General features: G+C 43.2%; 22 protein-coding genes. 7 read left to right on the top strand and 15 right to left on the bottom strand.

Features of this window, described 5'->3' with window-relative positions; genetic code table 11:
• Nucleotides 1-35 precede the first annotated feature (35 nt).
• The 9 genes from ACNURT_RS01115 to ACNURT_RS01075 all read right to left on the bottom strand — a co-directional run bounded on the left by ACNURT_RS01115 (nucleotide 36) and on the right by ACNURT_RS01075 (nucleotide 6839).
• Nucleotides 36-569: a hypothetical protein gene (locus ACNURT_RS01115; protein WP_419700175.1), complete on the bottom strand. Its 534-nt coding sequence runs from the start codon at nucleotides 567-569 to the stop codon at nucleotides 36-38.
• A gap of 107 nt (nucleotides 570-676) precedes the next feature.
• Nucleotides 677-1414, bottom strand: a complete 738-nt coding sequence (locus ACNURT_RS01110; protein ID WP_419700174.1) for a hypothetical protein — start codon at nucleotides 1412-1414, stop codon at nucleotides 677-679.
• 127 nt (nucleotides 1415-1541) lie between these two features.
• A complete protein-coding gene (locus ACNURT_RS01105) occupies nucleotides 1542-2243 on the bottom strand; it encodes a LytR/AlgR family response regulator transcription factor (protein ID WP_419700173.1) in 702 nt (233 codons plus the stop codon).
• A gap of 2 nt (nucleotides 2244-2245) precedes the next feature.
• Nucleotides 2246-3442 (bottom strand): sensor histidine kinase, encoded by a 1197-nt coding sequence (locus ACNURT_RS01100; RefSeq protein ID WP_419700172.1) that lies wholly within the window; start codon nucleotides 3440-3442, stop codon nucleotides 2246-2248.
• 69 nt (nucleotides 3443-3511) lie between these two features.
• Nucleotides 3512-4111 (bottom strand): tRNA-(ms[2]io[6]A)-hydroxylase, encoded by a 600-nt coding sequence (locus ACNURT_RS01095; RefSeq protein WP_419700171.1) that lies wholly within the window; start codon nucleotides 4109-4111, stop codon nucleotides 3512-3514.
• Between the two features lie 164 nt (nucleotides 4112-4275).
• On the bottom strand, nucleotides 4276-4848 hold the full coding sequence (nadD, locus tag ACNURT_RS01090) for a nicotinate (nicotinamide) nucleotide adenylyltransferase (protein ID WP_419700170.1): 573 nt from the start codon (nucleotides 4846-4848) through the stop codon (nucleotides 4276-4278).
• Between the two features lie 50 nt (nucleotides 4849-4898).
• Nucleotides 4899-5216: a four helix bundle protein gene (locus ACNURT_RS01085; protein WP_419700169.1), complete on the bottom strand. Its 318-nt coding sequence runs from the start codon at nucleotides 5214-5216 to the stop codon at nucleotides 4899-4901.
• Nucleotides 5217-5303: 87 nt separating this feature from the next.
• A complete protein-coding gene (gmk, locus tag ACNURT_RS01080; protein WP_419700168.1) occupies nucleotides 5304-5873 on the bottom strand; it encodes a guanylate kinase in 570 nt (189 codons plus the stop codon).
• A gap of 90 nt (nucleotides 5874-5963) precedes the next feature.
• The gene (locus tag ACNURT_RS01075; protein ID WP_370998374.1) at nucleotides 5964-6839 is read right to left on the bottom strand and encodes a YicC/YloC family endoribonuclease; all 876 of its coding nucleotides are present in this window, start codon (nucleotides 6837-6839) and stop codon (nucleotides 5964-5966) included.
• A 236-nt stretch (nucleotides 6840-7075) separates the two neighbouring features.
• Between ACNURT_RS01075 and ACNURT_RS01070 the strand changes: the two genes are divergently transcribed.
• On the top strand, nucleotides 7076-7873 hold the full coding sequence (locus ACNURT_RS01070; protein WP_419700167.1) for a hypothetical protein: 798 nt from the start codon (nucleotides 7076-7078) through the stop codon (nucleotides 7871-7873).
• 180 nt (nucleotides 7874-8053) lie between these two features.
• Here ACNURT_RS01070 and rnc read toward each other — a convergent pair whose 3' ends face one another.
• Genes rnc through ACNURT_RS01055 form a run of 3 tightly spaced genes read right to left on the bottom strand, consistent with a single transcriptional unit; the run spans nucleotide 8054 to nucleotide 10301 of the window.
• A complete protein-coding gene (rnc, locus tag ACNURT_RS01065) occupies nucleotides 8054-8779 on the bottom strand; it encodes a ribonuclease III (RefSeq protein ID WP_419700166.1) in 726 nt (241 codons plus the stop codon).
• A gap of 12 nt (nucleotides 8780-8791) precedes the next feature.
• Nucleotides 8792-10045: a beta-ketoacyl-ACP synthase II gene (gene fabF, locus ACNURT_RS01060; RefSeq protein WP_419700165.1), complete on the bottom strand. Its 1254-nt coding sequence runs from the start codon at nucleotides 10043-10045 to the stop codon at nucleotides 8792-8794.
• Between the two features lie 19 nt (nucleotides 10046-10064).
• Nucleotides 10065-10301, bottom strand: a complete 237-nt coding sequence (locus ACNURT_RS01055) for an acyl carrier protein (RefSeq protein WP_031266521.1) — start codon at nucleotides 10299-10301, stop codon at nucleotides 10065-10067.
• Between the two features lie 154 nt (nucleotides 10302-10455).
• Here ACNURT_RS01055 and ACNURT_RS01050 point away from each other — a divergent pair, with 154 nt between their 5' ends.
• Both ACNURT_RS01050 and pyk read left to right on the top strand, forming a co-directional pair.
• Nucleotides 10456-10875 carry an IPExxxVDY family protein gene (locus ACNURT_RS01050; protein WP_419700164.1) on the top strand — a complete coding sequence of 140 codons (420 nt, stop codon included), beginning with the start codon at nucleotides 10456-10458 and terminating at the stop codon, nucleotides 10873-10875.
• A gap of 70 nt (nucleotides 10876-10945) precedes the next feature.
• Nucleotides 10946-12382, top strand: a complete 1437-nt coding sequence (gene pyk / locus ACNURT_RS01045) for a pyruvate kinase (protein WP_419700163.1) — start codon at nucleotides 10946-10948, stop codon at nucleotides 12380-12382.
• 218 nt (nucleotides 12383-12600) lie between these two features.
• On the opposite strand, the gene ACNURT_RS01040 is transcribed toward pyk, so the two are convergent.
• Both ACNURT_RS01040 and ACNURT_RS01035 read right to left on the bottom strand, forming a co-directional pair.
• Nucleotides 12601-14052, bottom strand: coding sequence for an IS1182 family transposase (locus tag ACNURT_RS01040; RefSeq protein WP_419698415.1), 1452 nt, complete (start codon nucleotides 14050-14052; stop codon nucleotides 12601-12603).
• A gap of 326 nt (nucleotides 14053-14378) precedes the next feature.
• On the bottom strand, nucleotides 14379-14873 hold the full coding sequence (locus ACNURT_RS01035; protein WP_370998381.1) for a thioredoxin family protein: 495 nt from the start codon (nucleotides 14871-14873) through the stop codon (nucleotides 14379-14381).
• A gap of 272 nt (nucleotides 14874-15145) precedes the next feature.
• On the opposite strand from ACNURT_RS01035, the gene ACNURT_RS01030 reads away from it, so the two are divergent.
• From ACNURT_RS01030 to ACNURT_RS01020, 3 genes are all read left to right on the top strand, one after another.
• Nucleotides 15146-18472, top strand: a complete 3327-nt coding sequence (locus ACNURT_RS01030) for a vitamin B12-dependent ribonucleotide reductase (RefSeq protein ID WP_419700162.1) — start codon at nucleotides 15146-15148, stop codon at nucleotides 18470-18472.
• A gap of 1259 nt (nucleotides 18473-19731) precedes the next feature.
• A complete protein-coding gene (locus ACNURT_RS01025; RefSeq protein ID WP_419700161.1) occupies nucleotides 19732-20472 on the top strand; it encodes a carboxypeptidase-like regulatory domain-containing protein in 741 nt (246 codons plus the stop codon).
• A 198-nt stretch (nucleotides 20473-20670) separates the two neighbouring features.
• Nucleotides 20671-21459, top strand: a complete 789-nt coding sequence (locus ACNURT_RS01020) for a DUF1835 domain-containing protein (RefSeq protein WP_419700160.1) — start codon at nucleotides 20671-20673, stop codon at nucleotides 21457-21459.
• Between the two features lie 21 nt (nucleotides 21460-21480).
• Here the strand turns inward: ACNURT_RS01020 and ACNURT_RS01015 are convergent, their stop codons facing one another.
• Nucleotides 21481-23043 (bottom strand): glycoside hydrolase family 10 protein, encoded by a 1563-nt coding sequence (locus ACNURT_RS01015; RefSeq protein ID WP_419700159.1) that lies wholly within the window; start codon nucleotides 23041-23043, stop codon nucleotides 21481-21483.
• Nucleotides 23044-23393: 350 nt separating this feature from the next.
• Between ACNURT_RS01015 and ACNURT_RS01010 the strand changes: the two genes are divergently transcribed.
• Nucleotides 23394-24308, top strand: coding sequence for a hypothetical protein (locus ACNURT_RS01010; protein ID WP_419700158.1), 915 nt, complete (start codon nucleotides 23394-23396; stop codon nucleotides 24306-24308).
• Nucleotides 24309-24380 lie beyond the last annotated feature (72 nt).

Here is a 24380-nt window from a genome sequence, read left to right as displayed (position 1 = left end):
AACCTGACATGATGAAAAAAAGGGGATAAATAAGATTAAGCCTGTTGAAAAGTATCTTTAAAGATAGGCTCGGGCTGATATTCCTGGTAACTGGTGATGGAAAGCCCCTGCTGCATTTTTAATATAAAGGTATCGGCTACAAACTTTTCGGATACATCACCCTCTGCCAATACCATAAACTCCGCCAGTTGATTGACCAGTGTTAAAATACCGGTGGTATAAATGATAGCCACCTTGTGCGATGAAATATCATCGATGTGCGATTCAATCAGTTCAAATTGCGGCTGCTCAAATTTGACTGGATTACCCAGGTTATCGGTCAATCCGGGTATCTTATTATCCAGAGCCTGTATAAAATGTCCAACCGCGAAACTCAATTTGTAATGCAACGAATTGGCCCTGCCATCATGTGCCTTTAACGCGGTAAAAGTTTTAAACTCCCGGTTAGGGTTGTAAGTCTGCATTTTGAGTAAAAACTCCTGATATGATGCCTGTAATATGCTTTTTTCAAACCGGCCCTGCGCCGATGCATCAATGATCTGTTTGTATGCTAATTTGATGAGTGCCATTTTCCTTTAGTTTTGAGTTATAAGTGATGAGTTTTGAGTTGGGTTTATTGGAGATTGAGCAGAAATTTCTTTTTATACTCAAAACTCACTACCCACAACTCATTACTTTAAAGTGCTACACCAATAGTATAGGTTCCGGAATAGCCGGCAGAGACACTACCTGTTAAGGCGATGGTTTCATTGGCCAGGTCGGTCGCTGAATCACTGAAAACCTGATCGGTAGCATTTCGGGTGGTATTTATACCATGCGCGGCGTACAGCGTTGAGACATGTACTGCGTCAGATATGGTTTCTGAAAAAGCCATCTGCGTTATTTTCTTGAGCACGTTATTGATAAATACCTCCATGTGGATGTGGGTGGCCCGCCCGGAGTACCATCCCGGGTAAATGGTGGTAAATTTGGCCACACCAGAAGTATCAGTAAGCTGATAACCCCTTAACCAGGTTTCGCCAATGTAACTTTTGGTGCCCAGTATACCAGGTTGGTTACCATAACCAGAATAATAACCATCTTTATTACAATGCCATATGTCGATACGTGCCCCGCTTACCACATTACAATTGTCATTGGTGTTCACCACCACAAAGCTGATAGATAGAGGTACACCGGTTTGTCCGCCGGTAACATCTACCCGGTTAAGCGGATTGTTGATCTCACCGCTGGGGTAAGGAAACGGACCTTCTTCTTCTGTTGCCGTAGTAATGCACGTAGTGCCATTAGTTGATGTGGTAGTTGTGGTGGTTTCTGTTTGGGTTGATGAGGCGTCTTTTTTACAGGCTTCAATAAGCAAAGGGCCAGCTGCTGCGGCTACTGCAAAGGTGCGAAGAAAGCTTTTACGTTCCATGATCTACAGGGATTAATAAGGGGTTAAACAATGTGTTTTATTAACTCCAGTAAATGTAGGTGACGAAGCTATCTGGAGGCGGAATGTATCGGTAAATGGAGGTTTTGTGCCGATAGATACGTTTTTTTCATCTGAATTTCATCCAGTTACGGATGGTTTCATGATAGCTGTCGCTTACGGGAAGCTCTACGTCGGTTAGTTTAATTTTGCGGTTCTGGATAGAACGGATCTTACCGAGCGGTACAATATAGCTGCGGTGTATGCGCTGAAATTTATCGGCAGGCAGTTTTTCAAGTACTTTTTTTAATGACAACAGTGTAAGTACCGTTGGTGCATTGGTTTGATGTATCTTGATATAATCTTCCATACTTTCAATATATTCAATGGCGCTCAGGTCAATTTTTACCATGCGGTATTCTGAATATACATACAGGCTCTCTTCGGGCTGTTCGGTGTCTGTCTGACTCTTGTAACGGTGATAATCAATGGTCTTTTCTACTGCTTTTTCAAAGCGTTTAAAATCAATGGGTTTCAGGAGGTAATCCAACGCTTCCAGTTCAAAGCCTTCGTAAGCAAAGTTTTTATAAGCGGTGGTAAATATTACCATGGGTTTTACCTGTAGGGACCGCACCAGGTCGATACCTGTAATATCGGGCATATTAATATCGATGAAAAGCAGATCGATTGGTTTGGTCTTTAAAAACTCGGCGCCGGATATGGCATCATCAAATGTTTTGATCAGCTGCAATGCCGGAAAACGTGATACATATTCGCTTATGAGCCGTAAGGCCAGTGGTTCATCATCAATAGCTATACATTGCAATGTCATAACTATATTTGATTAATTATTAGCTGTACCGAATACTCATTATCCTCATTCCAAATGTTGAGTAAATGCTTGTCTGGGTATAAATGATTTAAGCGCAGTTGCGTATTCCTGATGCCTATTCCGCCACGCTGATTTGCCTCCCGGTGCACAAAAATGTGGTTTCTGCAGAAGAAGGAAATATCCGTATCACTTACGCCGATCTTAATATCGATGGTTGTTTTTTCATGTTTACTTACACCGTATTTAAATACGTTTTCAATAAAGGTCATCAGAACAAGTGGCGCTATTTTTTTGTTCTCAACATCGCCCGTCACAATAAAATTTACCCTGGTATTACTACCAATACGTAAACGCTGTAATTCAATATAGTCACTGATACAATCCACTTCGTTTTGCAGTGGTACCTGATCGGCCACTATATCATCGGTTACGTAACGCATAATGTTTGATAGTTTCATGATGCTATCGGCAGCATGATCATCCTTTATAACGGCAAGCGTGTAAATATTGTTGAGCGTATTGAATAAAAAGTGCGGATTGATCTGGGCCTTTAAAAAGGAAAGCTCGGCGGTGGTTTTATCGGCCTCGGCTTGTATGGCGCGTCGTTCGGTGAGCCGCCATTGCTGTATGATCCTGATAGCGGTACTTAGTGCCATGATCATCATAAATATGAACAGACTGATGCTATCCATTGGTCGTAAGTGCAGCAAACGGTGCTTACCGAGGCCTTGCCCATTGAACGGTGTGGGTGGAGGGAACTGCCCTGGTCCATCGGCCTGAGATCCTGCGCGCGGTCCCATTTTTCCATCAGGGGGCGGAGTCCCGGGGCCTGGATAACCTGGGGCGAATGATTCAAATGGTGGTCGGTTATTTCTGTAAAAGCCTCTTTCCCGGTTCCCTATACTGTGCAATAGCTTGTCAAATGGTTGCAGATAATACACCGCGCCAAATAGCAGCAGCACAATAACGCTGTATAACACGTACTTCCTTTTTAAAAAGAACTGAGGGATAAAAAAGTAAGCGTTACTGTAAAAAAGAAAAATATAGGTATAGCAAAACAACCAGTAACTGTGCTTTTGCAGCAACGACCAGGTAATATCATTTTGCCCACGGTTATTTAGAAACAACAGCGGGAAGGCCATGAACAGCAGCCAGCCGGCAATATGTATGATAACAGAAAAAGCTTTAAAGCGCGACATACATAAAGTAACGCATTCAAAGCCAGTAATAAAAAATGTATCGGTATTTAGCCTGTTTGTATAGATGAATTACCCGTGTATGGTTTCACTTTTGCCGTAATTCTGAATTACTTGTGCTTCATATTCCAGAAATTCTTTCCAGCGTTTTTCCACATCTATCTCAACAGCGTATTTTTTAGCCAGGCGAATAAACATGGCATAGTGTGTGGCTTCGCTTACCATCAATTCGTGGTAAAACTGAGATAAATAAGTGTCGCCTATATTTTCTGATAGTACCTTGAACCGTTCGCAACTGCGGGCCTCGATCATAGCCGAAAACAATAGCCTATCGATCAGTTGAGCTTCACGACCGCCACCTATGATGATGAATTTACGTAGCTCGTTCACATAATTATCTTTGCGCTCGCGGCCCAGTACAAAACCGCGTTGTAGTATAATATCGTGTACACGTTTAAAATGATCCATTTCTTCCTGAACCAACAGGGCCATTTCCTGTACCAGATCATTCAGGTTAGGGTTTTGCACAATAAGGGTAATGGCATTGCTGGCCGCCTTTTGCTCGCAAAAAGCATGATCGGTCAGTAGCTCCTCAATATTGCTTTCCACCACGTTTTTAACCCAAAGCGGATCGGTAGGCAGCTGCAGTTTAAGTATGGTTTTTTCGCTCACAGGGCAAAGATAGGGGGAAAAGCTGAAAGCAAAAAGCTCAAAGCCGAAAGCGATGAAAGATGAGCAAGGTAAAGAAAGCTGAAAGCGAAAGGCTCAAAGCTGAAAGCTATGAAAGATCAACAAAGTAAAAGAAAGCTTTAAGCTTTTTGCTTTGGGCTTTAAGCTTATTTGTATAGTCCCTTGCTTTCAATAAAATTTAAAACCGGGTCAGGTACAAAATATTGCACGTTCTTTTTTTCGGCGATAGATTTGCGGATAAAGGTTGCCGATAGCTCCATTTGCGGTGTCATGGTAATGGTGACCGCGGGATGATCGGCCAGTTCGGCGTTTTCATAACCGGGGCGGGGATATACATATATTTTGTAATCGCGCAATATCAGCTTATAATTTTTCCATTTGTGCAGTGTTCCCAGGTTGTCTGATCCCATAATGAGCGCAAATTCGTGCTCCGGATATTTTTCTTTTAGATGAGCAAGAGTATCAATAGTGTAGGATGGCTGAGGCAGTTTCAATTCCACATCGCTTACGCTGATATTGGTAGCATGGTCTGTAGCCAGTTTCGCCATTTCCAGCCTGTCGTAAGTATTAATCAGGTCGCCATACTTTTTAAGCGGGTTTTGCGGCGATACCACCAGCCAAACTTTATCCAGTGTGGTATGGTTGGCCATATAATTGGCAATAATCAGGTGCCCAATATGAATGGGATTAAATGAACCAAACAGTAAGCCTATTTTCATCAGTTAGCAGTTTTCAGTATGCGGTTAGCAGTTGAATTTTTATTATCTAATCAAGCGGCTCCAAACTTTTCGGGATTGCTCATCATGTATTGTACAATTCGCCCAACCTCATCAGACTGAGCGTATAGCTTATCATAAAGTTCTTTTGTGATGTAGTTGCAAGCTAACGCAAATTCCAGCCATCCTTGGGTTTCGCTGTTTTCCATATCAGCATCTGTTAGCTTGCTCACAAAATGATTTGGGTACCTGCGTTTCCGGTAGGCCTCAATAGTGCAAATATTTACAGAGCGCGATGATCTGCGAATTTGATCTGTTAGCGAATATGTTTCTTCTTTTGGAAATTGTTTAGTAACAACATAGATTTCCATAGCAAGGGAGAAACTCTTTTTATTATAATAGTAAATCCTTATAGTTTCCCATTATAATGCTGCTAACTGCTAACAGAGAACTGCAATCTACCCAATAAAATCTCTTACCAGTTGTTCAGCTTCCTTGCAAGCCGTATCAAGATCGTAATTTTTAAGGATAATATCAAACTGAGGGGCGTACTTTAGTTCTTTTTCGGCTTTGGCAAAGCGTTCTTTTAGTTTTTCTTCACTATCAGTACCCCGGCCGGTAAGGCGTTCTATCAAAACCTCCAATGATGGCGGTTGTACAAATATAGCCAGTGCCTGCCCGTCGTATTTACGTTTTAGGTGCATGCCGCCTTCTACGTCGATATCGAATATCACGGTTTTACCTTTTTCCCAGATGCGTTCAATTTCTGTACGCAGTGTGCCGTAAAATGTACCGGAGTAAACTTCTTCAAACTCCACAAACTGCTTTTTGGCAATACGGTGCAAAAACTCTTCTTTGCTGATAAAGTAGTAATCTTTCCCGTTCACCTCTTCGCCGCGGCATTCGCGGGTAGTTGCCGAAATGGAAAATTCCAACTCGGGCATTTTGCCAAGTAAGTGATGTACTATAGTGGTTTTACCCGCTCCGGACGGGGCTGAGAATATAATGAGTTTACCTTCTTTGGCCATTAGTTCATTAGTTCATTTGCTTATTAGTTCATTGGTGCAGTTTTCCATCAGCATGAAACCAATGAACTAATGAACCAATTAACCAGTAAACTATAAAACGTTTAACAGTTGTTCTTTAATTTTTTCGAGCTCTTCTTTCATGCCTACTACCAGCTTTTGAATGTTGGCATCATTGGCTTTGGAGCCCAGAGTATTTATTTCGCGACCGATTTCCTGTGAGATAAAACCGAGTTTTTTACCATTGGCGTCGGCATTTTTCAGGGTTTCGATAAAATATTCACAATGTGTTTTCAGGCGTATTTTTTCTTCGGTGATATCCAGTTTATCAATATAATAAATCAGCTCCTGCTCAAAGCGGTTTTGGTCGATAGCTTCCCTGTCGGCAGCTTCACTTAAAAAAGTATTCAGGCGCTCACGTATCAGGGGTACGCGTTTAGGGTCTTCCAATTCTACCAGTTCCAGGTTTTTCAGAATGATATTGATGCGGTGTTTTACATCGTTTTCGAGCACATTTCCCTCATCTGCGCGGAATTGCTGAAAAGCAGCCAAAGCCTGCTGAAAGGTTTTTTCAACCAGCTTCCATTCATCTTCTGATGCGGTTTCATCATCATATTTTACCACTTCTGGTAAGCCCAAAGCAAGTTGCAACAGGTTGGTGGTGGGTTCATTAAGCTCCTGACTTACCTCTTTTAACTGCAGATAATATTGTTTAAGCAGATCTTTATCAATACCTGCAGCCTTTACCGCGGCATTTACCTGCTCAATATTGATAGACAGGTTTACTTTACCACGCTCAATTTGCTTACTGCAATCATTACGCAGCTGAAACTCCTTTTCGGAGAATATTTTGGGCAAGCGGAGAGATAACTCAAGAAATTTGCTGTTCAGGGATTTGATCTCAACGGTATATTTAGTATTACCGGAGTCAAAACTGGCAATTCCATACCCTGTCATGGATTTTATCATGTGCAAAGATAGGGTTTTTGTTTTGAAGTTTGAAAGGGGAGGGAGAAGTCCGAAAGTCAGGAAGTCCGAGAAATCCGAAAAGCTGAAAATATATTTAGCTGGAATAATACTTACGTGTTAAAACTTTCGGACTTTACTGACTTTCCCCACTTTCGGACTCTTTTTATCACAGAACTTTAACACTTTTTTACATTTGGTGTAAAATACTGTTGGTATCTTTGCGTTCAATATCACACATGCATTATCGTTTTCCCCTGCTTCTTATTGCCTGTATTTGTTCTGCTTTAATAGCCTCAGCTCAGGAATTTACGCTCAAAGGAGTGATCTCAAAAAAGAACACGCCCGAACGTATGGGGCAGGTTTTGATCAAAAATCTCAAAACAAGCAGCCTGATGATCAGCGATGACCTGGGTTGGTTTTCGATAAAGGCCTCTGCCGGCGATACCTTGCTTTTTACTAAAGATGAGTTTACCCCACAAAAAATTGTAGTGTTGAATAACAGCGATATGCCGGTATATATGCAGCCGGTTATTAAGCTGGCCGAAGTAAAAGTGCTTGGCCAAACCAAAAAGCAGGAACTTAATGATGTGATGAAGGATTACCGTAAACAGGGTACTTATTACAATGGTAAGCCCCCTGTACTCTCATTTTTAAGCAGTCCGATCACGGGGCTTTATGAACTTTTTGGCAAAACCCCGGGCCGTGCACGTCGTTTTGCCAACTTTGCCAAAGGCGAGGCCGAGCAGGCCGAAATTAACAGACGGTACAATGTTTATTTTGTAAAACAGTATACCAAATTGCCAACTGACAGTGCTGCCCGCCGGTTTATGAATTACTATACCCCATCATACGAAGACCTGAAAGGCTGGACTGATTATGACTTGATCAAACACATGCAAAAGTCGTATGAGTATTATAAAAACAGCGGCGAAAAAGATATGCTGGAGGGATTGAACTCGCCAACATTTATCAAGAGGGACAGCACACTGCAACTGTCACAGCCCGGTGAAACCTTGAAAAAAGAAAAACATTGATTTTGGGAGTAAGGACTTGGGAACAAAGAGCAAGGATGCGATAGAACAAAGATCTTTAGAGCAAAGAGTAAGGATAGAAAAAGAAGAGGAATAATTAATTAAAGGTTTTTAGACGAGGGTTTCTTAATCCTAAGATTGATCTAAAAGTCCTTAATCCCAAAGTCTTTGCTCCCAAGTCCCTTAAATCCCCAAGGATTCACAGGCTTTTTCTGCGGCCAGTTTTTCGGCGTTCTTTTTACTGAATTCCTTGCCTTCACCTACTACTTCGCCATCAACACTGGCTTGTACGGTAAAAAGTTTGGCATTTTCGCCATCCTGGTTGGTCACTAATTCAAAAAGAATGTCGCGGCCATGGCGCTGGCACCATTCAATCAGCTTGCTTTTAAAGTTGGTTTCGGTTTGCTCCAGTTTATGGATATCAATATGCGATTTAATGATGTGGTTAATCAAAAAGCTTTTGGTAAAATCATACCCTTTATCCAGATAAACGGCACCAACCAGTGCTTCAAAGGCATCGCCCAGTAATGATCCCTGTCGGCTTGAGTTAAGCATGCGGCTATCATACTCAATCAGTTTATCAAAACCCAGTTTTCGGGCAAGCTGGTTAAGGTTTACCCGGCTTACTATTTTGGAGCGGAGTTCGGTCAAAAAGCCCTCATCTTCATAAGGATACAGCTTAAAAAGCACTTCGGCCACTACACTGCCCAGCACGGCATCACCCAGGAACTCCAAGCGTTCGTTACTGTTTTTTACCCCTTTTTTTACATTTTGGGCAACCGACTTATGCCGGAAAGCCAAACGGTATAAAGACAAATTGCCCGGCACAAAACCGAGCAAATTCTTTAAAATCTTAACGTATTTCCTGTTGGGGGATAGATATAGCTTATAAAACTGACTGATAGGCATTCACAACCACAATTAATCTTCGTACTTTTTAAATATAACAGAAGCATTATGGCCACCAAAACCAAATCCGTTGCTTTGAACTATCCTTATTTCGCGCTTTTGGGCGGTGTTAAAGGTAAAGTTGATTTTGGGGTCAAAAGCAGGATCGTCTGTAAAATGGTTAATAGTAGGGGGGATGATACCATTTTTTAAAGCTAATATTGACGCTATCGCTTCAACTGCGCCAGCCGCGCCTAACAAGTGGCCTGTCATTGATTTGGTTGAGCTGATATTGATACGGTAAATATCATCGCCAAAAACATCATGTATAGCCTTAATTTCCTGAGGATCGCCAATTGGTGTAGATGTTCCGTGAACATTTACATAATCAATATCTTCAGGGGTAAGGTTGGCATCTTCTAAAGCGGCACGCATAACCAATGCGGCGCCAAGCCCCTCGGGGTGTGGTGCTGTCATGTGGTAAGCATCTGCGCTCATACCTCCGCCCATCATTTCGGCATAAATTTTAGCGCCACGGGCTTTTGCATGCTCCAGTTCTTCTAAAATTATGGTACCTGCACCTTCGCCGGCCACAAAACCATCCCTGTCCAAATCAAACGGACGTGATGCCGTTGCCGGATCATCATTACGGGTTGATAAAGCGTGCATGGCGTTAAAGCCTCCGATACCCGCTTCATTAATAATAGCTTCAGAACCACCACTGATGAACATATTGGCTTTACCCAGACGGATATAGTTAAATGAATCGATCAAGGAATTGTTTGATGAAGCACAGGCAGAAACGGTTGAGAAATTTGGCCCACGTAAACCATATTTGATAGAAATATGGCCTGGAGCAATATCTGCTATCATTTTAGGGATAAAGAAGGGGTTAAAACGGGGTGAACCGTCGCCTTTGGCAAAGTTAACTACTTCATCCAAAAACGTTTTTAAACCACCAATACCTGACCCCCAGATAACTCCTATACGGCTGGTATCTAATTTTGTAAAATCCAATCCCGCGTCTTTTACGGCTTCTTCAGTTGAAAAAAGAGCGTATTGAACAAAGGGATCTAATTTACGGGCGTCTTTACGACCCAAAAAACCATCCGCATCAAAGTTCTTTACTTCGCATGCGAATTTAGTTTTGAACTTTTCAGTATCAAAACTTTTGATTAAGGCAGCGCCACTTACCCCATTGATCAAACCGTTCCAGTACTCTGAAACCGTGTTGCCAATTGGAGTAAGTGCTCCAAGCCCGGTTACTACAACTCTTTTAAACTCCATTTAATCCAGTTAGGGAGTCTTATTTAACGTTTTTTTCAAGATAAGCAACTGCCTGGCCAACAGTACCAATAGTTTCTGCCTGATCGTCAGGAATAGCCACGTTAAATTCTTTTTCAAACTCCATGATTAGTTCCACGGTGTCTAACGAGTCGGCACCAAGATCATTGGTGAAACTCGCTTCTGGTGTAACTTCACTTTCGTCAACACCCAGTTTTTCTACGATAATAGCTTTTACTCTTGAAGCGATATCAGACATAGTCTTTATAGTTTAATGATTAATAAAAATTCAGTGCAAAGAAAAATAAATTCTGTCAATTATCAAATCTAAAACTTTTACAATATATTTCGGTAACAAAATTTTATTCAAACGGTTTGTATTCGTAATTTTGACGTTTGTAAAAGTAATGATTTTGAACAGGAAATTTTTAAAGTTTGAGATCGATTTTGATTTTGTGCTTATCGCGATAACCACATCATTAAAAGATTACCGCATTTGTTACCTTATCAACAAATCTTTAAATTTTAATTTCACCAGGTCAAACGATCTCGCCGTTGATATTTATCAAGGGGCCGAACCTGTATTGTTCTCCCTGTTCCATTACCAGTGGGAAACCACCGAAACCGACTTCTATTTTATTGGTAATAAGGGATCTGATGGTTATCTGGTGCCCGAGATAAGGAGCGCCGATTACTTTATCATGATCCGCAATTACATTGACGACGACGACCTGGACACCCTGATATCAACCGTTAATAAGATACCCGAAGTTGTGGCCGCCGTAAAGATTGATCCGAAAAAAATAAAATCACGGGAAAATCTGTTATTTTAGCGCAAAATTTAAAAAAAGAGTGTTGGTTTTACACTAAATATATAATGTAAGCCAGTTTAACCCGAACAATATGAAACTATACTATAATCGTACTAAAATTGTAGCCACCATGGGCCCGGCCTCAGCTAAAAAAGATGTTTTATTAGCCATGATCAAAGCCGGTGTTAATGTTTGCCGCCTTAATTTTTCGCACGGAAGACCGGAGGATCATAAAGCCGTAATTGACATCATTCGCGAAATTAACGAACAATACAAAACCAACGTTGGCATCCTGGCCGATTTGCAGGGCCCTAAAATCCGTATTGGTTTGGTAAAAGATGGGGGCATACACCTGGTTAACGGAACTCATATTAAAATTACCACTCAGGAATGTATCGGTAACGACGAGCAGATCTACATTACTTATGATACCTTCCCTCAGGATGTACAGGCCAATGAAATTATTTTATTGGATGACGGCAAACTGCAGTTGCGCGTTATTGAAACCAACAAAAAAGACACGGTTATCTGCGAAGTGGTACACGGCGGTATCTTAACTTCACGTAAAGGCGTTAACCTGCCCAACACCAAAGTATCTATCCCAAGCTTAACCGAAGAAGATCTTATCAATCTGCAATTCGCATTGAAATATGATGTGGAGTGGATAGGTTTATCATTTGTACGTACCGGTCAGGATATTATAGAACTGAAACGTATTATTGCTCAAAGCGGCAAAGCAGCCAAGGTTATAGCTAAAGTGGAGAAACCGGAAGCTATTGATAACATTGACGAAATTATTGCCGCAACCGACGGTGTGATGGTAGCCCGTGGCGACCTTGGCGTGGAAATGCCATTGGAAGAAGTGCCATTGCTGCAAAAAATGATCGCTACTAAATGTCGTGCGGCTTCAAAACCGGTAATTGTGGCTACCCAGATGCTGGAATCTATGATCACTACCCCGCGCCCGACACGTGCTGAGGTAAATGACGTAGCCAACTCTGTACTGGATGGCGCCGACGCGGTGATGCTTAGCGGCGAAACCTCGGTTGGTGAGTTCCCGGTTATTGTTATTGAAACGATGGCCAAAATTGTGCGTAACGTAGAAGAATTTGGTTACAGCTTTAATACCGCTAAGGTAAATGATACCGACCCATCATCGCCAGATTACCTGAGCAACGCGGTTTGCGAATCGGCGGTTCACCTGGCGCAGCATACTAATGCGGTAGGTATCGTATCCATGACTACATCGGGTTATACCGCTTTCCAGATCTCGAGCCACAGACCACAGGCAAGTACCTATATATTTACATCCAACAAGCAACTACTAAATGCTTTGAGTTTGGTTTGGGGTGTACGTGCTTTTTTCTATGATAAACTGGAAAGTACCGACCAAACCATTGCCGATGTAAACGCTATGCTGAAATCAGAAGACCTCATCAAAGCCGGCGACGTAGTGATTAACACTGCCGCTGTGCCTATTATTAAACAAGGTAAAACCAATATGCTTAAAGTAAGCATTGTTGAATAACCTTATTTAAATATACTTTTAATGGAAAAAGGCTCGCCGTAATGTGAGGGCACTGAAAAAGTAATACAATAATAAAGATCACTAAAGGCGATCAAGAGAAAGGCAACTTTTACTTGGTCGCTTTTTTTGTTTTGATTATTTTGCGGAGGTAATTCATTGAGGCTGATATGGGCCAATTTTGGTGCTGGAGGATGGCTAATCATCTCTGTTCAAGGGTTTTAAGCTATCAGTTTGATGATCCTTTTCAGATTGACTGTGAAGATAGCCAATGCACCCTGCATCTGCATATTTTCAATGCCATAGGCTATCGCCCGGTCGTAACCATGAACGTTTTTTAGCTCACTGTTCTTGGCTTCGATCTTATATCTGTGTTTGATGCCCGCTTTATATTCTTCCGTTTCCTGGAAAGCCATTTGCCCAAGGTGTGTGTCTGATTTGATACTGACCGAATAAGTCTTCGTTTTTGCCCCGGGTTTATAACAGTTTTCTCTCAATGGGCAGACTTTGCATTTTTCAACATCAAAGTAATAGGTATGTACTTGATTCGTACCGGTGTGTTTTTTGCCTCCGCGCGATTTCCTAATGGATAGGTGCCCTGCCGGGCAGACGAACATATCAGCATCTTTGTTGAAATCGAACTTGTCTTCTTCTTTTCTGCCCCCCTGAGTGATGGATGGGTTTAGTTTAGCCACCATCTTGATATCTTGTTCGCCTGTCATTTCAAGATTTTCTTTTCCCGAATAAGCCGAATCGCCGATGATCGTTTCTACTTCAATGCCATTTTGCTGGCTGATCTTCAAAAGTTTGGAAAGTTCCGGGCCGTCTCCCTTTTCACCAGATGTGACCACCGCAGCGGTAATAATGCGTTCTTCGGTCATCGCCAAATGGGTCTTGTAACCAAAGAAAGAGCTATCAGCCGATTTGTGGCCTGTTTTGGCATCCTTGTCTTTGGATAACGTATAGTGCTCCTGCGTATCTGCCACCGTCTCCTTCAACAGGTTCAGCTTTTCTTTTACCGCAGGTATCTGGCTTAACGGCCCATCGGCTTCAATATACTTTTCCAATGCACTACAATAGGCCAGTTCTTTTTCCAATTCGCCCGTGGTGTTCTTTTCCGGCATACCGGCCTTCATATCTTCATCTATGGCATACACCGCTTTGCGGAGCAGCTTTGAACGCTCCCGTAATACCTCCAATGCTGAATAGGGATTTGACCTTGACAGGGAATGCGTGGCATCGACGATAATGGACTTGGAACGGATGATCCCTTTTTCAATGGCTATTGCGACTGTTTTATTGATGAGCAGGTTTAACAGATCATTATCCTTTAGTCGCAGCTTTCTAAACTTGGTCAATGAACTGGGATCGATAACCCCTTCCTCGGGCGACATATCCAGGAAATATTTGAAGGACATATCATACTGCGAACGTTCCACCACATCAACATCTGAAACGGTGTAGACCGTTTTCAATAGCAGATATTTGAACATCCGTACAGGACTTTCTGCTGTCCTGCCATTATTAATGCAATACTTACTAACCAGTTCATCATAGATAAAGGTAAAATCGACCAGGTCATTGATCTTCCGCAAAAGATTGTCTTTCGGAACGATCAGATCGTATAACCCTGAATATGCACTGAACTGGATCTGCTGTTGTTGAATAAGCATCTTGGTATCTTTCTTTCGACACTTTAAGATACAAAAAATGGGGCAGAAAAACTAAATTTTCTACCCCTATAGCCTAAATGGACTTTTTCAGTGCCCTCCCGTAATGGTGAGCCTTTTTTGTTGGTTGATCTGCTAATCACAGCCTATCCTTTGGAGAGTAGTAGCTCATGAAGAGACAGCTATCCAAAAAAGGCGTCATGGTGGAGCCCGTCGAAGCATGGTGAGAAGCCTCTGCGCGCGTCCTTCGACAAGCTCAGGATGACACCCACTTTTTTCGCGTTTTTCTTTTTTCGGCTATTGCTCTTGGGGGAGGGTTGGGAGAGGTCTTACTTCGCCTTTTCGTAAGTTTTAGGATCAAGAGCGGTAGGCGACCAGTCTTTCAAAAAGTCCATCACCTTTTCTTTACTATGGCCCTTACCCTCTTCCAGGTAGCCTGAGTTTTGGGTATGCAGGCGGGCGCCCTTACCATCAAGCACCACAAATACCGGGAAACCGAAACGCTGTGGATAGCCCAACCCGGCCAGTACAGCTTTATTCTCGTTTTCTTTGCTGTAGTTTACATGCAAAACCACGTAATTATCATTCAGGTATTTATTCAGATCGGCATCTTTAGTCACCAGGTCGTTAAAGCGCAGGCACCAAACGCACCAGTTACCGCCAATTTGTAAAAGCACGTTTTTATGCTGCTGCGCCGCCTGTTTTACGGCGGCTGTGATCTCTGCTTTGGCATCGGCATCTGGGTTGTATATTTTTGGTTGCTCCTGCGCGTAGGCGCTCAGCGTAAAAGCGGAGATAAATGCTATCAGAATTAATTTTTTCATGTGTAGGGATTGGTAATTTAATTGACAGTTTAATATAGCTGACCAATACCCTGTAAGCTACAAAAAAATGATATAAAATGGTAAAAATTTAATTATTAACACGTATAAATTATTGATAATTAGCTATTTAAAAATAAATATACAATGTGAAGGCCTATTAACTGACATGTGTGGAAAACTCTGAAATAAAAGATAATACCTATACTAATAGCTTTGATTAAAACACCCTTAGTGTTTTGGAAATACCACACTTATCTCCAATCTATTATACTATGGCCAAAAACATTACCTCCAAAATGTCCGCCACCAGCAGCGGGAAAGGGCTTAAAACAACACGCTACTTCACTAAAGAAGGAACTAACGTATTTGATCTATTCAAATACGATAAACGATCGTCGGTGATCCGTAACCCATCAGGCGATGCCGTGTTTGAAATGAACGATGTAGAAGTGCCGACCACCTGGAGCCAGGTGGCAACTGATATTTTGGCACAAAAGTATTTCCGCAAGGCCGGTGTTCCACAGGCTGATGGCAGTACCGGATCCGAAAAAAGCATTAAGCAGGTGGCCCACCGCATGGCCAACTGCTGGAAAGATTGGGGCGTACGTTACGGCTACTTCGCTACCCCAAAAGACGCTGATATTTTTTATGATGAAATAGTTTACACCATTGTTGGGCAATTGGCTGCACCAAACTCGCCGCAATGGTTCAATACCGGCTTGCATACCTCGTATGGCATCACCGGCAAGCCGCAGGGGCATTATTTTGTGGATCCGCTCACCGAAGTGCTGAGTAAATCAACCTCGGCTTACGAACGCCCGCAGCCGCATGCCTGCTTTATCCTATCCGTTGATGACGACCTGGTGAATGAGGGCGGCATCATGGATTTATGGGTTCGTGAGGCCCGCATATTTAAATATGGCTCGGGCGTGGGTACCAACTTCTCCAAAATTCGCGGCGAAACAGAAAAGCTGGCCGGTGGCGGCTATTCATCGGGCTTAATGTCCTTCCTCAAAATAGGCGATAGGGCCGCCGGTGCCATTAAATCGGGCGGTACTACCCGCCGTGCAGCCAAAATGGTTTGCCTTGATCTGGATCATCCCGAGATAGAAGGTTTTGTAAACTGGAAAGTAGAGGAAGAAAAGAAAGTGGCCGCGCTGATTGCCGCCGGTTATTCATCTGATTATGAAGGCGAGGCTTATCGTACGGTATCGGGCCAAAACTCTAATAATTCGGTGCGTGTACCCAATAGCTTTTTTCATGCCCTCAAAGGTGGAAAGCCCTGGGAACTCACCAGTCGCATTACCGGGAAGGTGACCAAAACCGTAGCCTCGCAAAAACTTTGGGACGATATCGCTTTCGCGGCCTGGGCCTGTGCCGATCCGGGTGTGCAGTTTGATACCACCATTAACGAGTGGCATACCTGTCCGGAGGGTGGCCGCATCAACGCGTCCAATCCCTGCTCAGAATATATGTTCCTGGATAATACGGCCTGCAACCTGGCCTCTATTAACCTGGCGTATTTCTTTAATCCGCAAACCCGCGTATTTGATGTAAAGGGTTTTGAACATGCCTGCCGTTTGTGGACTATTGTGCTCGAGATCTCGGTGCTGATGGCGCAATTCCCATCTAAAGAAGTAGCGCAGCTATCCTATGATTACCGTACCCTGGGTCTGGGCTATGCCAACCTGGGTTCGGCCTTAATGGTGAACGGCATCCCTTATGACAGCGACAAAGCCCGTGCTATTGGCGGAGCCATCACGGCTATTATGACGGGTACAGCCTACACCACCTCGGCCGAAATGGCACGTGAGCTGGGGCCTTTCCGCAAATACAATGATAACAAACAACACATGCTGCGCGTGATGCGCAACCACCGCTACGCGGCCTATAACTCTATCGAAAATTACGAGAATTTAGAGATCGCTCCTCCGGGCATCGACCCTAAATATTGTCCCGATTACCTGTTGTCTGCTGCTTGCAATGCCTGGGATAAGGCAGTGGAAATAGGGGAGAAATATGGTTATCGTAATGCCCAAACCACTGTTATTGCCCCAACTGGTACCATTGGTTTGGTGATGGATTGCGATACTACCGGTATCGAACCTGATTTCGCGCTGGTAAAATTCAAAAAGCTATCGGGTGGTGGTTACTTCAAGATCATTAACCAGGCTGTACCGGAAGCACTGCGTAATTTGGGCTATCGCGAGCATGAAGTTACGGCCATTGTAAACTATGCCAAAGGCTCGGCCAGCTTAAAAGGCGCGCCGCATGTGAATACCGACAGCCTGAAAGCCAAAGGTTTTACCGATGATGAACTGGAAAAGCTCGATAAAGGACTGGTATCGGCCTTTGAGATCAGCTTCGCGTTCAATATCTGGTCGCTGGGCGAAGAGTGCCTGAAACGCCTGGGTATTACTGCCGACCAATACAACGCGCCCGACTTTAACGTATTGCGCGCGCTCGGTTTCAGTAAAAAACAAATAGCCGAAGCCAATGAATACATCTGCGGTACCATGACCATTGAAGGAGCCCCTTATTTAAAAGAAGCGCATTACCCCATATTTGATTGCGCCAATAAGTGCGGCGCCAAAGGCGAGCGTTATATTCACGCGCATGGCCACATTAAAATGATGGCCGCCGCACAGCCATTTCTGTCTGGCGCTATATCAAAAACCATTAACCTGCCTAATGAGGCCAAAGTTGACGAGATCAAGGATTGTTACCAACTATCATGGGAACTGGGCCTGAAAGCCAATGCACTTTACCGTGATGGCTGCAAGCTGAGTCAGCCGCTATCCACCAAATCCGATGCTAAGGAAGAGGTCGATGATAAATTGGAAACCGTGGAGGAGGTGTTGGGCGAAGCCGCTAACGTAAAACTAAGCGATTTGACGCCCGAGCAGGTGATCGAAGCGGCCATGGCCATTATGGAAAGATCGAAGGATACCAACTTTATGCGGCAGCTATCACGCGTGGTAGAGAAAAAGAACCTGCCCTTTAAACGTGGTGGATTTACGCAGAAGGCCATTATCGACGGACAAACCGTATTTGTGCGCACCGGCGAATATGAGGACGGTACCCTGGGCGAAATATTTGTGGATATGCACAAAGAAGGCGCTACCTTCCGCTCACTCATGAACTGTTTTGCCATTGCCGTTTCGGTGGGCTTGCAGTACGGCGTGCCACTGGAAGAGTATGTAGAAAAATTCACTTTTACCCGCTTTGAACCTGCTGGTATGGTATCGGGACATGCCAATATCAAAAGCGCCACGAGTATTATCGATTATATTTTCAGGATGCTGGGCTACGAATACCAAAACCGTACCGACCTGGTACACGTGCTTACCGAAAATAATGCTACTCTCGGCAACCCCCAAATGGGTGATGAGGATTTTAATGCCGATGAAAGTAATATATACGTACCGGTTAATAACCCGGCTGGTTTTAACAACGGCAAAAGACAAGGCCTTTCCGTCGATTTGAGTATGGGTGTACAAAGCGATGCTCCCAGCTGCAACGTATGCGGGCACACCACCCTGCGTTCGGGCACCTGTTACAAATGCCTTAACTGCGGCAACTCCATGGGTTGTTCGTAAGTTGGGTTAAACCCATGAAGTTTTTGTTCAGTATAAATAGTTAAATGTGCGAACCCTGTCGTAAGGCAGGGTTTTTTGTTTAAGCACTATCATCCTATAACTACCTTGTCATTGCGTAGCGTGGACAACCGACCGGAGAGAGTTCATTAATACGAATAAAATAAATTAACAGCATTAATAATCTCCTCACGAAGCTCACCATTACAGAGGCGCTTTACCTGGCGTATACCCGCTCTTGGCTGCGGGGGGCCAGTTACTTTGTAGCCACAAAGTAACCAAAGGGCTTTCAGCAGAAATGCTTCTTTGCCGCACGGGCCTCTACGCTGCAAAGTGGGCAGAACCACAGGCTGCTAAACCTTACCTCTACTTCGTTTGCTCATCATCCTTCCTTCAGGTAAGGTTCGCAATGCCCCTACAGCCGCACAATCCACCATCGTTCTGCCCGCTTTCGCCCGAAGCTGTTCTACTGACGGGGAAAAGAAGAATTACTTAATAGCGTAAAAATCAATAATTCACTAAATCAGTAATTCAATAATTAAAAACCGCCCGAAGCTGCTCTGCTGACGGAAGAAAAGAGGAAAGTAAATTAAAACGGTTGTCATCCCGAACGAAGTATGAGGAGAGATCTTTTACACGCGATAGGTTCAAACAAACCCAGTCATCCTGAACTTATCCAGGATTCCACAGGACAAGCTTACAGCCCTGTTATACACTCTGCTTATGGGGCCGAGTTCGGCAGGACTTCAAACGCGGCCTCCCCGTGCGAAGCGAAGGAGCTATTATTAAATATGCTGGGTCTTTGGGCAATGATGTTTGCAACACCCAGATTTTCCTCCTTTTTTCAAAATCATACCCGTTTTACAAATGGTGGATTGATGTATACCTTTTTTATTCGTAGTAGGTGACGGCGGTGCCAATATCAATGGTACAGTCGCCATAAGGAATACGATCGTGATATAGATACTTTTCATGGCTTTGGTTTTTTGATGGTGATTAAATATCGGAAATTTTTAGCCATCAACCACCAATATTTCAATCAATTACCTCATATTTTAAACCATCTTTAACACTTTACCATATACTTTTCCTATACGAAGCGTTGGCTTGGTGCGATTCCCTTCCTGCCACAACACAAACCCGCGCACGCTTCCCATGGGAAGGGAATTTAACGCCATAAGTTAAAAAACGTTAAACTAATTTCATCAGCCCCGCATGGTAGTTATGTTTGTAATGATTTGATTATCAAAACATATAAACTAATGCGCAGCCTGCTTACCCTGCTCCTGATATATGTCTGCTTATGCTCCTACGGGCAAACAGTTAACGGTGTTGTGACCGATGAAAGAACAGGACGGCCACTTACCGGCGCCTGGATAGCCACATCTAAAGCGAATGTAATTACTGGTATACAAGGTGAATTTAGTGTCGTTGGAGCCAAAACAAATGATACGCTTTGGGTAAAAATGCAGGGGTATAAATTATGTGTACTGCCGCTTAATCTGGCAAATAATAAAAATATCCGGGTCGGTTTAGAAGCGGCGATTATTGAACTCCATGAAGTTCATGTAACCGCCAAAAGAGACCGCGTTAAAGATTCATTGAATAACCGTAAAATGTTCGCGAAGGAGTTTAATGCCTCTGCGCCAAAGTTGAAGGACATCATCGTAGTATCTGGTAGTAATGCGGGACTTTTACCGGTGGCTGGTGTCACGATTGTTCCCTCCCAGTTTATCCGGGCCTTAACTTACAAACACAGCCGGGAGTATAAATTTAAAAAAGTACTCATCAGGGACGAACAAAACAGGTACATCGACAGCCGCTTCAGCGAAAACCTGGTCAGCGCCATCACCAACCTTAAAGGCGATTCCCTGTTGGATTTTATGGATAAATACCGCCCGGGTATCGAACACATCAAAAAAATGTCTGATTATGATATCAGGATATATATCAAAACCAGCCAGCAAAAGTTTATGGACGATAGTTTGGGAAAAACTAAGTAGGCCTTCCTTCCCATCCCAGCATTTTTAAAAAAGTTTTCAGGACAGAAGAAGTTTATCCTAATAGGTCGGCGTCATTTTATTTTCAGAATTTTCTTTAAATTTTTGGCGAAATATAATTGCTGATTTTTTAAATTTATTTTTACCATCAGGATGCTCCGGCCATTAAAGCTGTTGCCTCGCTACTAATTCCAAAAACCTATGAGTAACATATTGCATATTTTAAACGGAGATGCCGCTCTGTCGGGATTTAACGAAACCGGCCTGGATGGTGATGTACTGGTATGGCGCGAAGTGCTTTCTGAGGGGCCTTTGCAGGAAAATATCCTCTCGGGCAGTTTCTGGAGCGCGCGTGCCCAATGGATCAGCCAAACGTTTAAAGAGGACATTGATACCTATCAGCATAAAGTAATTGAGGAATTGGGCAAACTCAACAGCGACTATACTGAAATTAACCTCTGGTTTGAGTTCGACCTGCATTGCCAGGTGAATTTACTGGGTGTTTTACAGATGCTTAGCCGCAAAACTGATATGTCGGCACCGGCTATTTATTTGATTTGCCTGGCTGATTGTGTACAGTTTAATTTTGCCAAAGGCCTGGGCGAACTCAACGGTGAGCAGTTTGAGGAACTATATGATGGCCGTGAACGCCTGAACGAATGGGAGTTTGAGCTGGCCACCGAAGCCTGGCAGTTATATGTGCAGGGTGATGCCGCCGAACTGGAAAAATGGCTCAACAAAAATAATTTTTGGGGCGGCATACCCTTACTAAAGCCTGCTTTACAGGCCCATTTGAAACGCTTGCAGGTGAATGAAGCTGGCCTGAGTTATATTGAACAACGACTGCTGGATATTTACAATAGCGGTGCTAAAACGCGTTCGTCCATATACGCCACCTTTTGGAACGAGGATAAAATATTCGGTATGGGCGATGCGGAGATAGATATTTACCTTGATCGTTTACAGCAAAAACAATTCATTAGTTTATAAAACATGATAATGAACAACTGCTTAGCGAACCGTTACCGCGATAGTCGGCGATCGGTCGCTCTCATTCTTTAATCTGTCGAGCGCGGTGATCACATACATATAGGTTTTGCCTCTTTGTACCGTGGCATCCTCAAAGGCTAAGCCATTATTATACTGAATACGCAGTATGTTCTTGGGATCGTCGATATTGATCTTTTCGCCATCGGTAAACCGGTAGATCACGTAGCCATAAACAGGCTGTTCGTCGCGGGCCAGCGTGGGTGCCATCCATTTTAATTGTACATGGCCCTGTACAGGTTTTGCGGTGAATTCCCGGGGTACATTAGGGGCAATGGAGTCGCGCCAAAGCATCACGGGCGGCAGGGCCGGGTACTTGTAATAATTTTCGCGAAGTGAATCCGTAAAACCCAAAGGATTATTGGTTAATGAATTGGAGCTAAAGTAAACACTACCCTGAACCCTCGGATTCTCACGCATCATATTAATCTGGTCGGGTAGTTGCTTAGGGTTTTTAAAGGCAGCTGTTTTTCGCTCATTGATGCGATAAGCCGCCTGCCCGATATACAGGTGCCTGCCATAGGTATTGTCGCTCCACCAGTCGAGCAGCTTTTCAAAATCGGCCGCCCGGTTCCCGATGGGCCAGTAAAGCTGCGGATTGATATAATCTATCCAGCCTTGTTTTACCCATTCGCGTGAATCGGCGTAATTTTCATAAAAAGAAGAACCACCACTGGTTTCAGAGCCTTCGTCGTTCTGCGCCTTATTGGCCCATATACCAAACGGACTGATACCGAATTTGATATCAGGGTTGTGCGCGTGTACGCTGTCGCCTATCATTTTTATCAGCAGATCTACATTGTGGCGGCGCCAGTCTTTAATATTATCATATCCCTGGCCATACTGCCTAAAAGTTTCCTCATCATTGATCTTTTGACCGGCAATAGGGTACGGATAAAAATAATCGTCCATGTGCACACCATCTATATCATAATTATCAACCACGTCGAGTATAACTTGTACAATATATTCGCGCACTTCCGGCAAACCAGGATTAAAAGTTTTGATACCGCCATAAGTAAAAAACCAATTGGGCTTTACTTTGGTAATGTGCTGCGGGCTCAGAGCAGCAAAATTTCCATCAAATGTAGCCCGATAGGGATTAAACCAGGCATGCAGTTCCATCCCACGTTTGTGGGCCTCGGTTATGGCAAACTCCAGGGGGTCATAAGCAGGAGTGGGCCCCTGACCCTGTTTACCGGTTAAATATTTCGACCAGGGTTCGCGGCTTTTGGCATAAAAAGCATCTGCGGCAGGCCTTACCTGCAGCATTACCGCGTTGATACCTGTTTCCTGATGCGAGTTGAGTATATCTATCAGTTCCTGTTTTTGCTTGTCGGTTGTAAACTTAGTGCTTGTGGGCCAGTCGATATTGACTACTGTTGCTATCCATACTCCTCTGAATTCCCGTTTGGGCTCGGTTTTAACTATTGGTTCATCAGAAACAGGTTCGGCGGGTTGCGCATAAACAGTTGCGATGGTAAGCAGGGGTATGATCAGTAGTATAAAGCGGCGAAATATATGCATTAATGGGTATTAAAGTAAAAGTTGCAAAGATATAAAACTCATAACGTTGCATTTTTATTATGAAGTATAAAATTTGATGGTTTATTGTGATTTTAGCATATTGTATTTACTTTTAACTGTTGCCAACTGTATTTGTTTACCTGAAATTCTTTTAAAAATCATATTTTTAGTGTTTCAACGTTTAAATATCGTTGGGCATGAAAGTGCTGATAAAGGGTAAATACAGGTAAAGCGCGCAATATCTATCTGTTTAGATTTGCTTGTAAATTAATCACAATAGTTAAATAGCTGCATTTTTTTAAAACAGCTTTGCTTTTTAACTGTATTAAAACATTAAACATTTAATTGCTATGGAAAATCAATCCGGTCAACCATCTAAGAAAAACTCCAACGTCATTTATTTCCTCATCGTGGTGGTATTGGCTCTATTGGGTACTGATGTGTATCTGTACTTGCAAAAAAACAAGTCGGACACTAAAATTGTGTACCAGCATGATGAACAAACCCGCCTGCAAACAGAATTGGACAGTCTGGAGTCGCAAATTCAGCAGGTAAATTCAGGAAAAGCCAAGCTGTCACAGCAAATGCAGGCCAAAAACGATTCGCTGGTCGCCAAGATCAAAGTATTACGAACCCAATTGGCTAAAGGTAAATTAACTAAAGCCGAATTATCTAAAGCTCAGGAAGATGTAAAACAACTACGTTATTTTGTAACCAAATATACCGCTGATATAGAGGAGCTGAAAAAACAAAATCAATCGTTAACAACCGAAAGGGATACGCTAAAAACCAACCTGGCTACGGTAGCTAAAAAGGCCGATACGCTCACTAAGCAAAACCAGGATCTGGATGCCAAAGTGAAAGTGGCGCAGGCGCTCAAGCTGGCTCAGGCAAATGTAGTTGCCTATAAGGTTAAAAACAGCGGTAAGGAAGTTGATGTTACCCGCGCCGGTCCTGCTAAAAAGATCAAGATCAACTTTACAGTGGCCAGCAATAGCATTGCCATAAAGGGCCTGCATGATATTTATGTGCGTATTATTGACCCAACCGGCAACCTGATAACTCCTGCCGATGGCGGAACTTTTAACGCTGATAATCAGGATCTGCAATATACCTATAAAACATCTATTGACTTTAAGGATGATGGCAGCCAGTACACTATTGATTGGGTGAACCCTAACCTGCCTTTCCAAAAAGGTACTTACACCGTATTGCTTTATGCAGATGGCGGTACCATGGGTAAAACAGGTTTTACACTTAAATAAGCTTGCTTATTTAACAGAAATAGAAAAGCCCTGTTCCGATATCCGGAACAGGGCTTTTTGTTTGCTTAGGTC

The organism is Mucilaginibacter sp. NFX135 (assembly GCF_048565145.1).
GTDB lineage: Bacteria > Bacteroidota > Bacteroidia > Sphingobacteriales > Sphingobacteriaceae > Mucilaginibacter.
The sequence above is the reverse complement of the archived record's forward strand: the minus strand, read 5'-3'. Positions and strand labels throughout refer to the sequence as shown.

Bases quoted from the DNA above. Each gene is read 5' to 3' on its own strand.
- ACNURT_RS01115 (WP_419700175.1), bottom strand. From the start codon at position 569: ATGGCACTCATCAAATTAGCATACAAACAGATCATTGATGCATCGGCG.
- ACNURT_RS01110 (WP_419700174.1), bottom strand. From the start codon at position 1,414: ATGGAACGTAAAAGCTTTCTTCGCACCTTTGCAGTAGCCGCAGCAGCT.
- ACNURT_RS01105 (WP_419700173.1), bottom strand. From the start codon at position 2,243: ATGACATTGCAATGTATAGCTATTGATGATGAACCACTGGCCTTACGG.
- ACNURT_RS01100 (WP_419700172.1), bottom strand. From the start codon at position 3,442: ATGTCGCGCTTTAAAGCTTTTTCTGTTATCATACATATTGCCGGCTGG.
- nadD (WP_419700170.1), bottom strand. From the start codon at position 4,848: ATGAAAATAGGCTTACTGTTTGGTTCATTTAATCCCATTCATATTGGG.
- ACNURT_RS01085 (WP_419700169.1), bottom strand. From the start codon at position 5,216: ATGGAAATCTATGTTGTTACTAAACAATTTCCAAAAGAAGAAACATAT.
- gmk (WP_419700168.1), bottom strand. From the start codon at position 5,873: ATGGCCAAAGAAGGTAAACTCATTATATTCTCAGCCCCGTCCGGAGCG.
- ACNURT_RS01075 (WP_370998374.1), bottom strand. From the start codon at position 6,839: ATGATAAAATCCATGACAGGGTATGGAATTGCCAGTTTTGACTCCGGT.
- ACNURT_RS01070 (WP_419700167.1), top strand. From the start codon at position 7,076: ATGCATTATCGTTTTCCCCTGCTTCTTATTGCCTGTATTTGTTCTGCT.
- rnc (WP_419700166.1), bottom strand. From the start codon at position 8,779: ATGCCTATCAGTCAGTTTTATAAGCTATATCTATCCCCCAACAGGAAA.
- fabF (WP_419700165.1), bottom strand. From the start codon at position 10,045: ATGGAGTTTAAAAGAGTTGTAGTAACCGGGCTTGGAGCACTTACTCCA.
- ACNURT_RS01055 (WP_031266521.1), bottom strand. From the start codon at position 10,301: ATGTCTGATATCGCTTCAAGAGTAAAAGCTATTATCGTAGAAAAACTG.
- pyk (WP_419700163.1), top strand. From the start codon at position 10,946: ATGAAACTATACTATAATCGTACTAAAATTGTAGCCACCATGGGCCCG.
- ACNURT_RS01040 (WP_419698415.1), bottom strand. From the start codon at position 14,052: ATGCTTATTCAACAACAGCAGATCCAGTTCAGTGCATATTCAGGGTTA.
- ACNURT_RS01035 (WP_370998381.1), bottom strand. From the start codon at position 14,873: ATGAAAAAATTAATTCTGATAGCATTTATCTCCGCTTTTACGCTGAGC.
- ACNURT_RS01030 (WP_419700162.1), top strand. From the start codon at position 15,146: ATGGCCAAAAACATTACCTCCAAAATGTCCGCCACCAGCAGCGGGAAA.
- ACNURT_RS01025 (WP_419700161.1), top strand. From the start codon at position 19,732: ATGCGCAGCCTGCTTACCCTGCTCCTGATATATGTCTGCTTATGCTCC.
- ACNURT_RS01020 (WP_419700160.1), top strand. From the start codon at position 20,671: ATGAGTAACATATTGCATATTTTAAACGGAGATGCCGCTCTGTCGGGA.
- ACNURT_RS01015 (WP_419700159.1), bottom strand. From the start codon at position 23,043: ATGCATATATTTCGCCGCTTTATACTACTGATCATACCCCTGCTTACC.
- ACNURT_RS01010 (WP_419700158.1), top strand. From the start codon at position 23,394: ATGGAAAATCAATCCGGTCAACCATCTAAGAAAAACTCCAACGTCATT.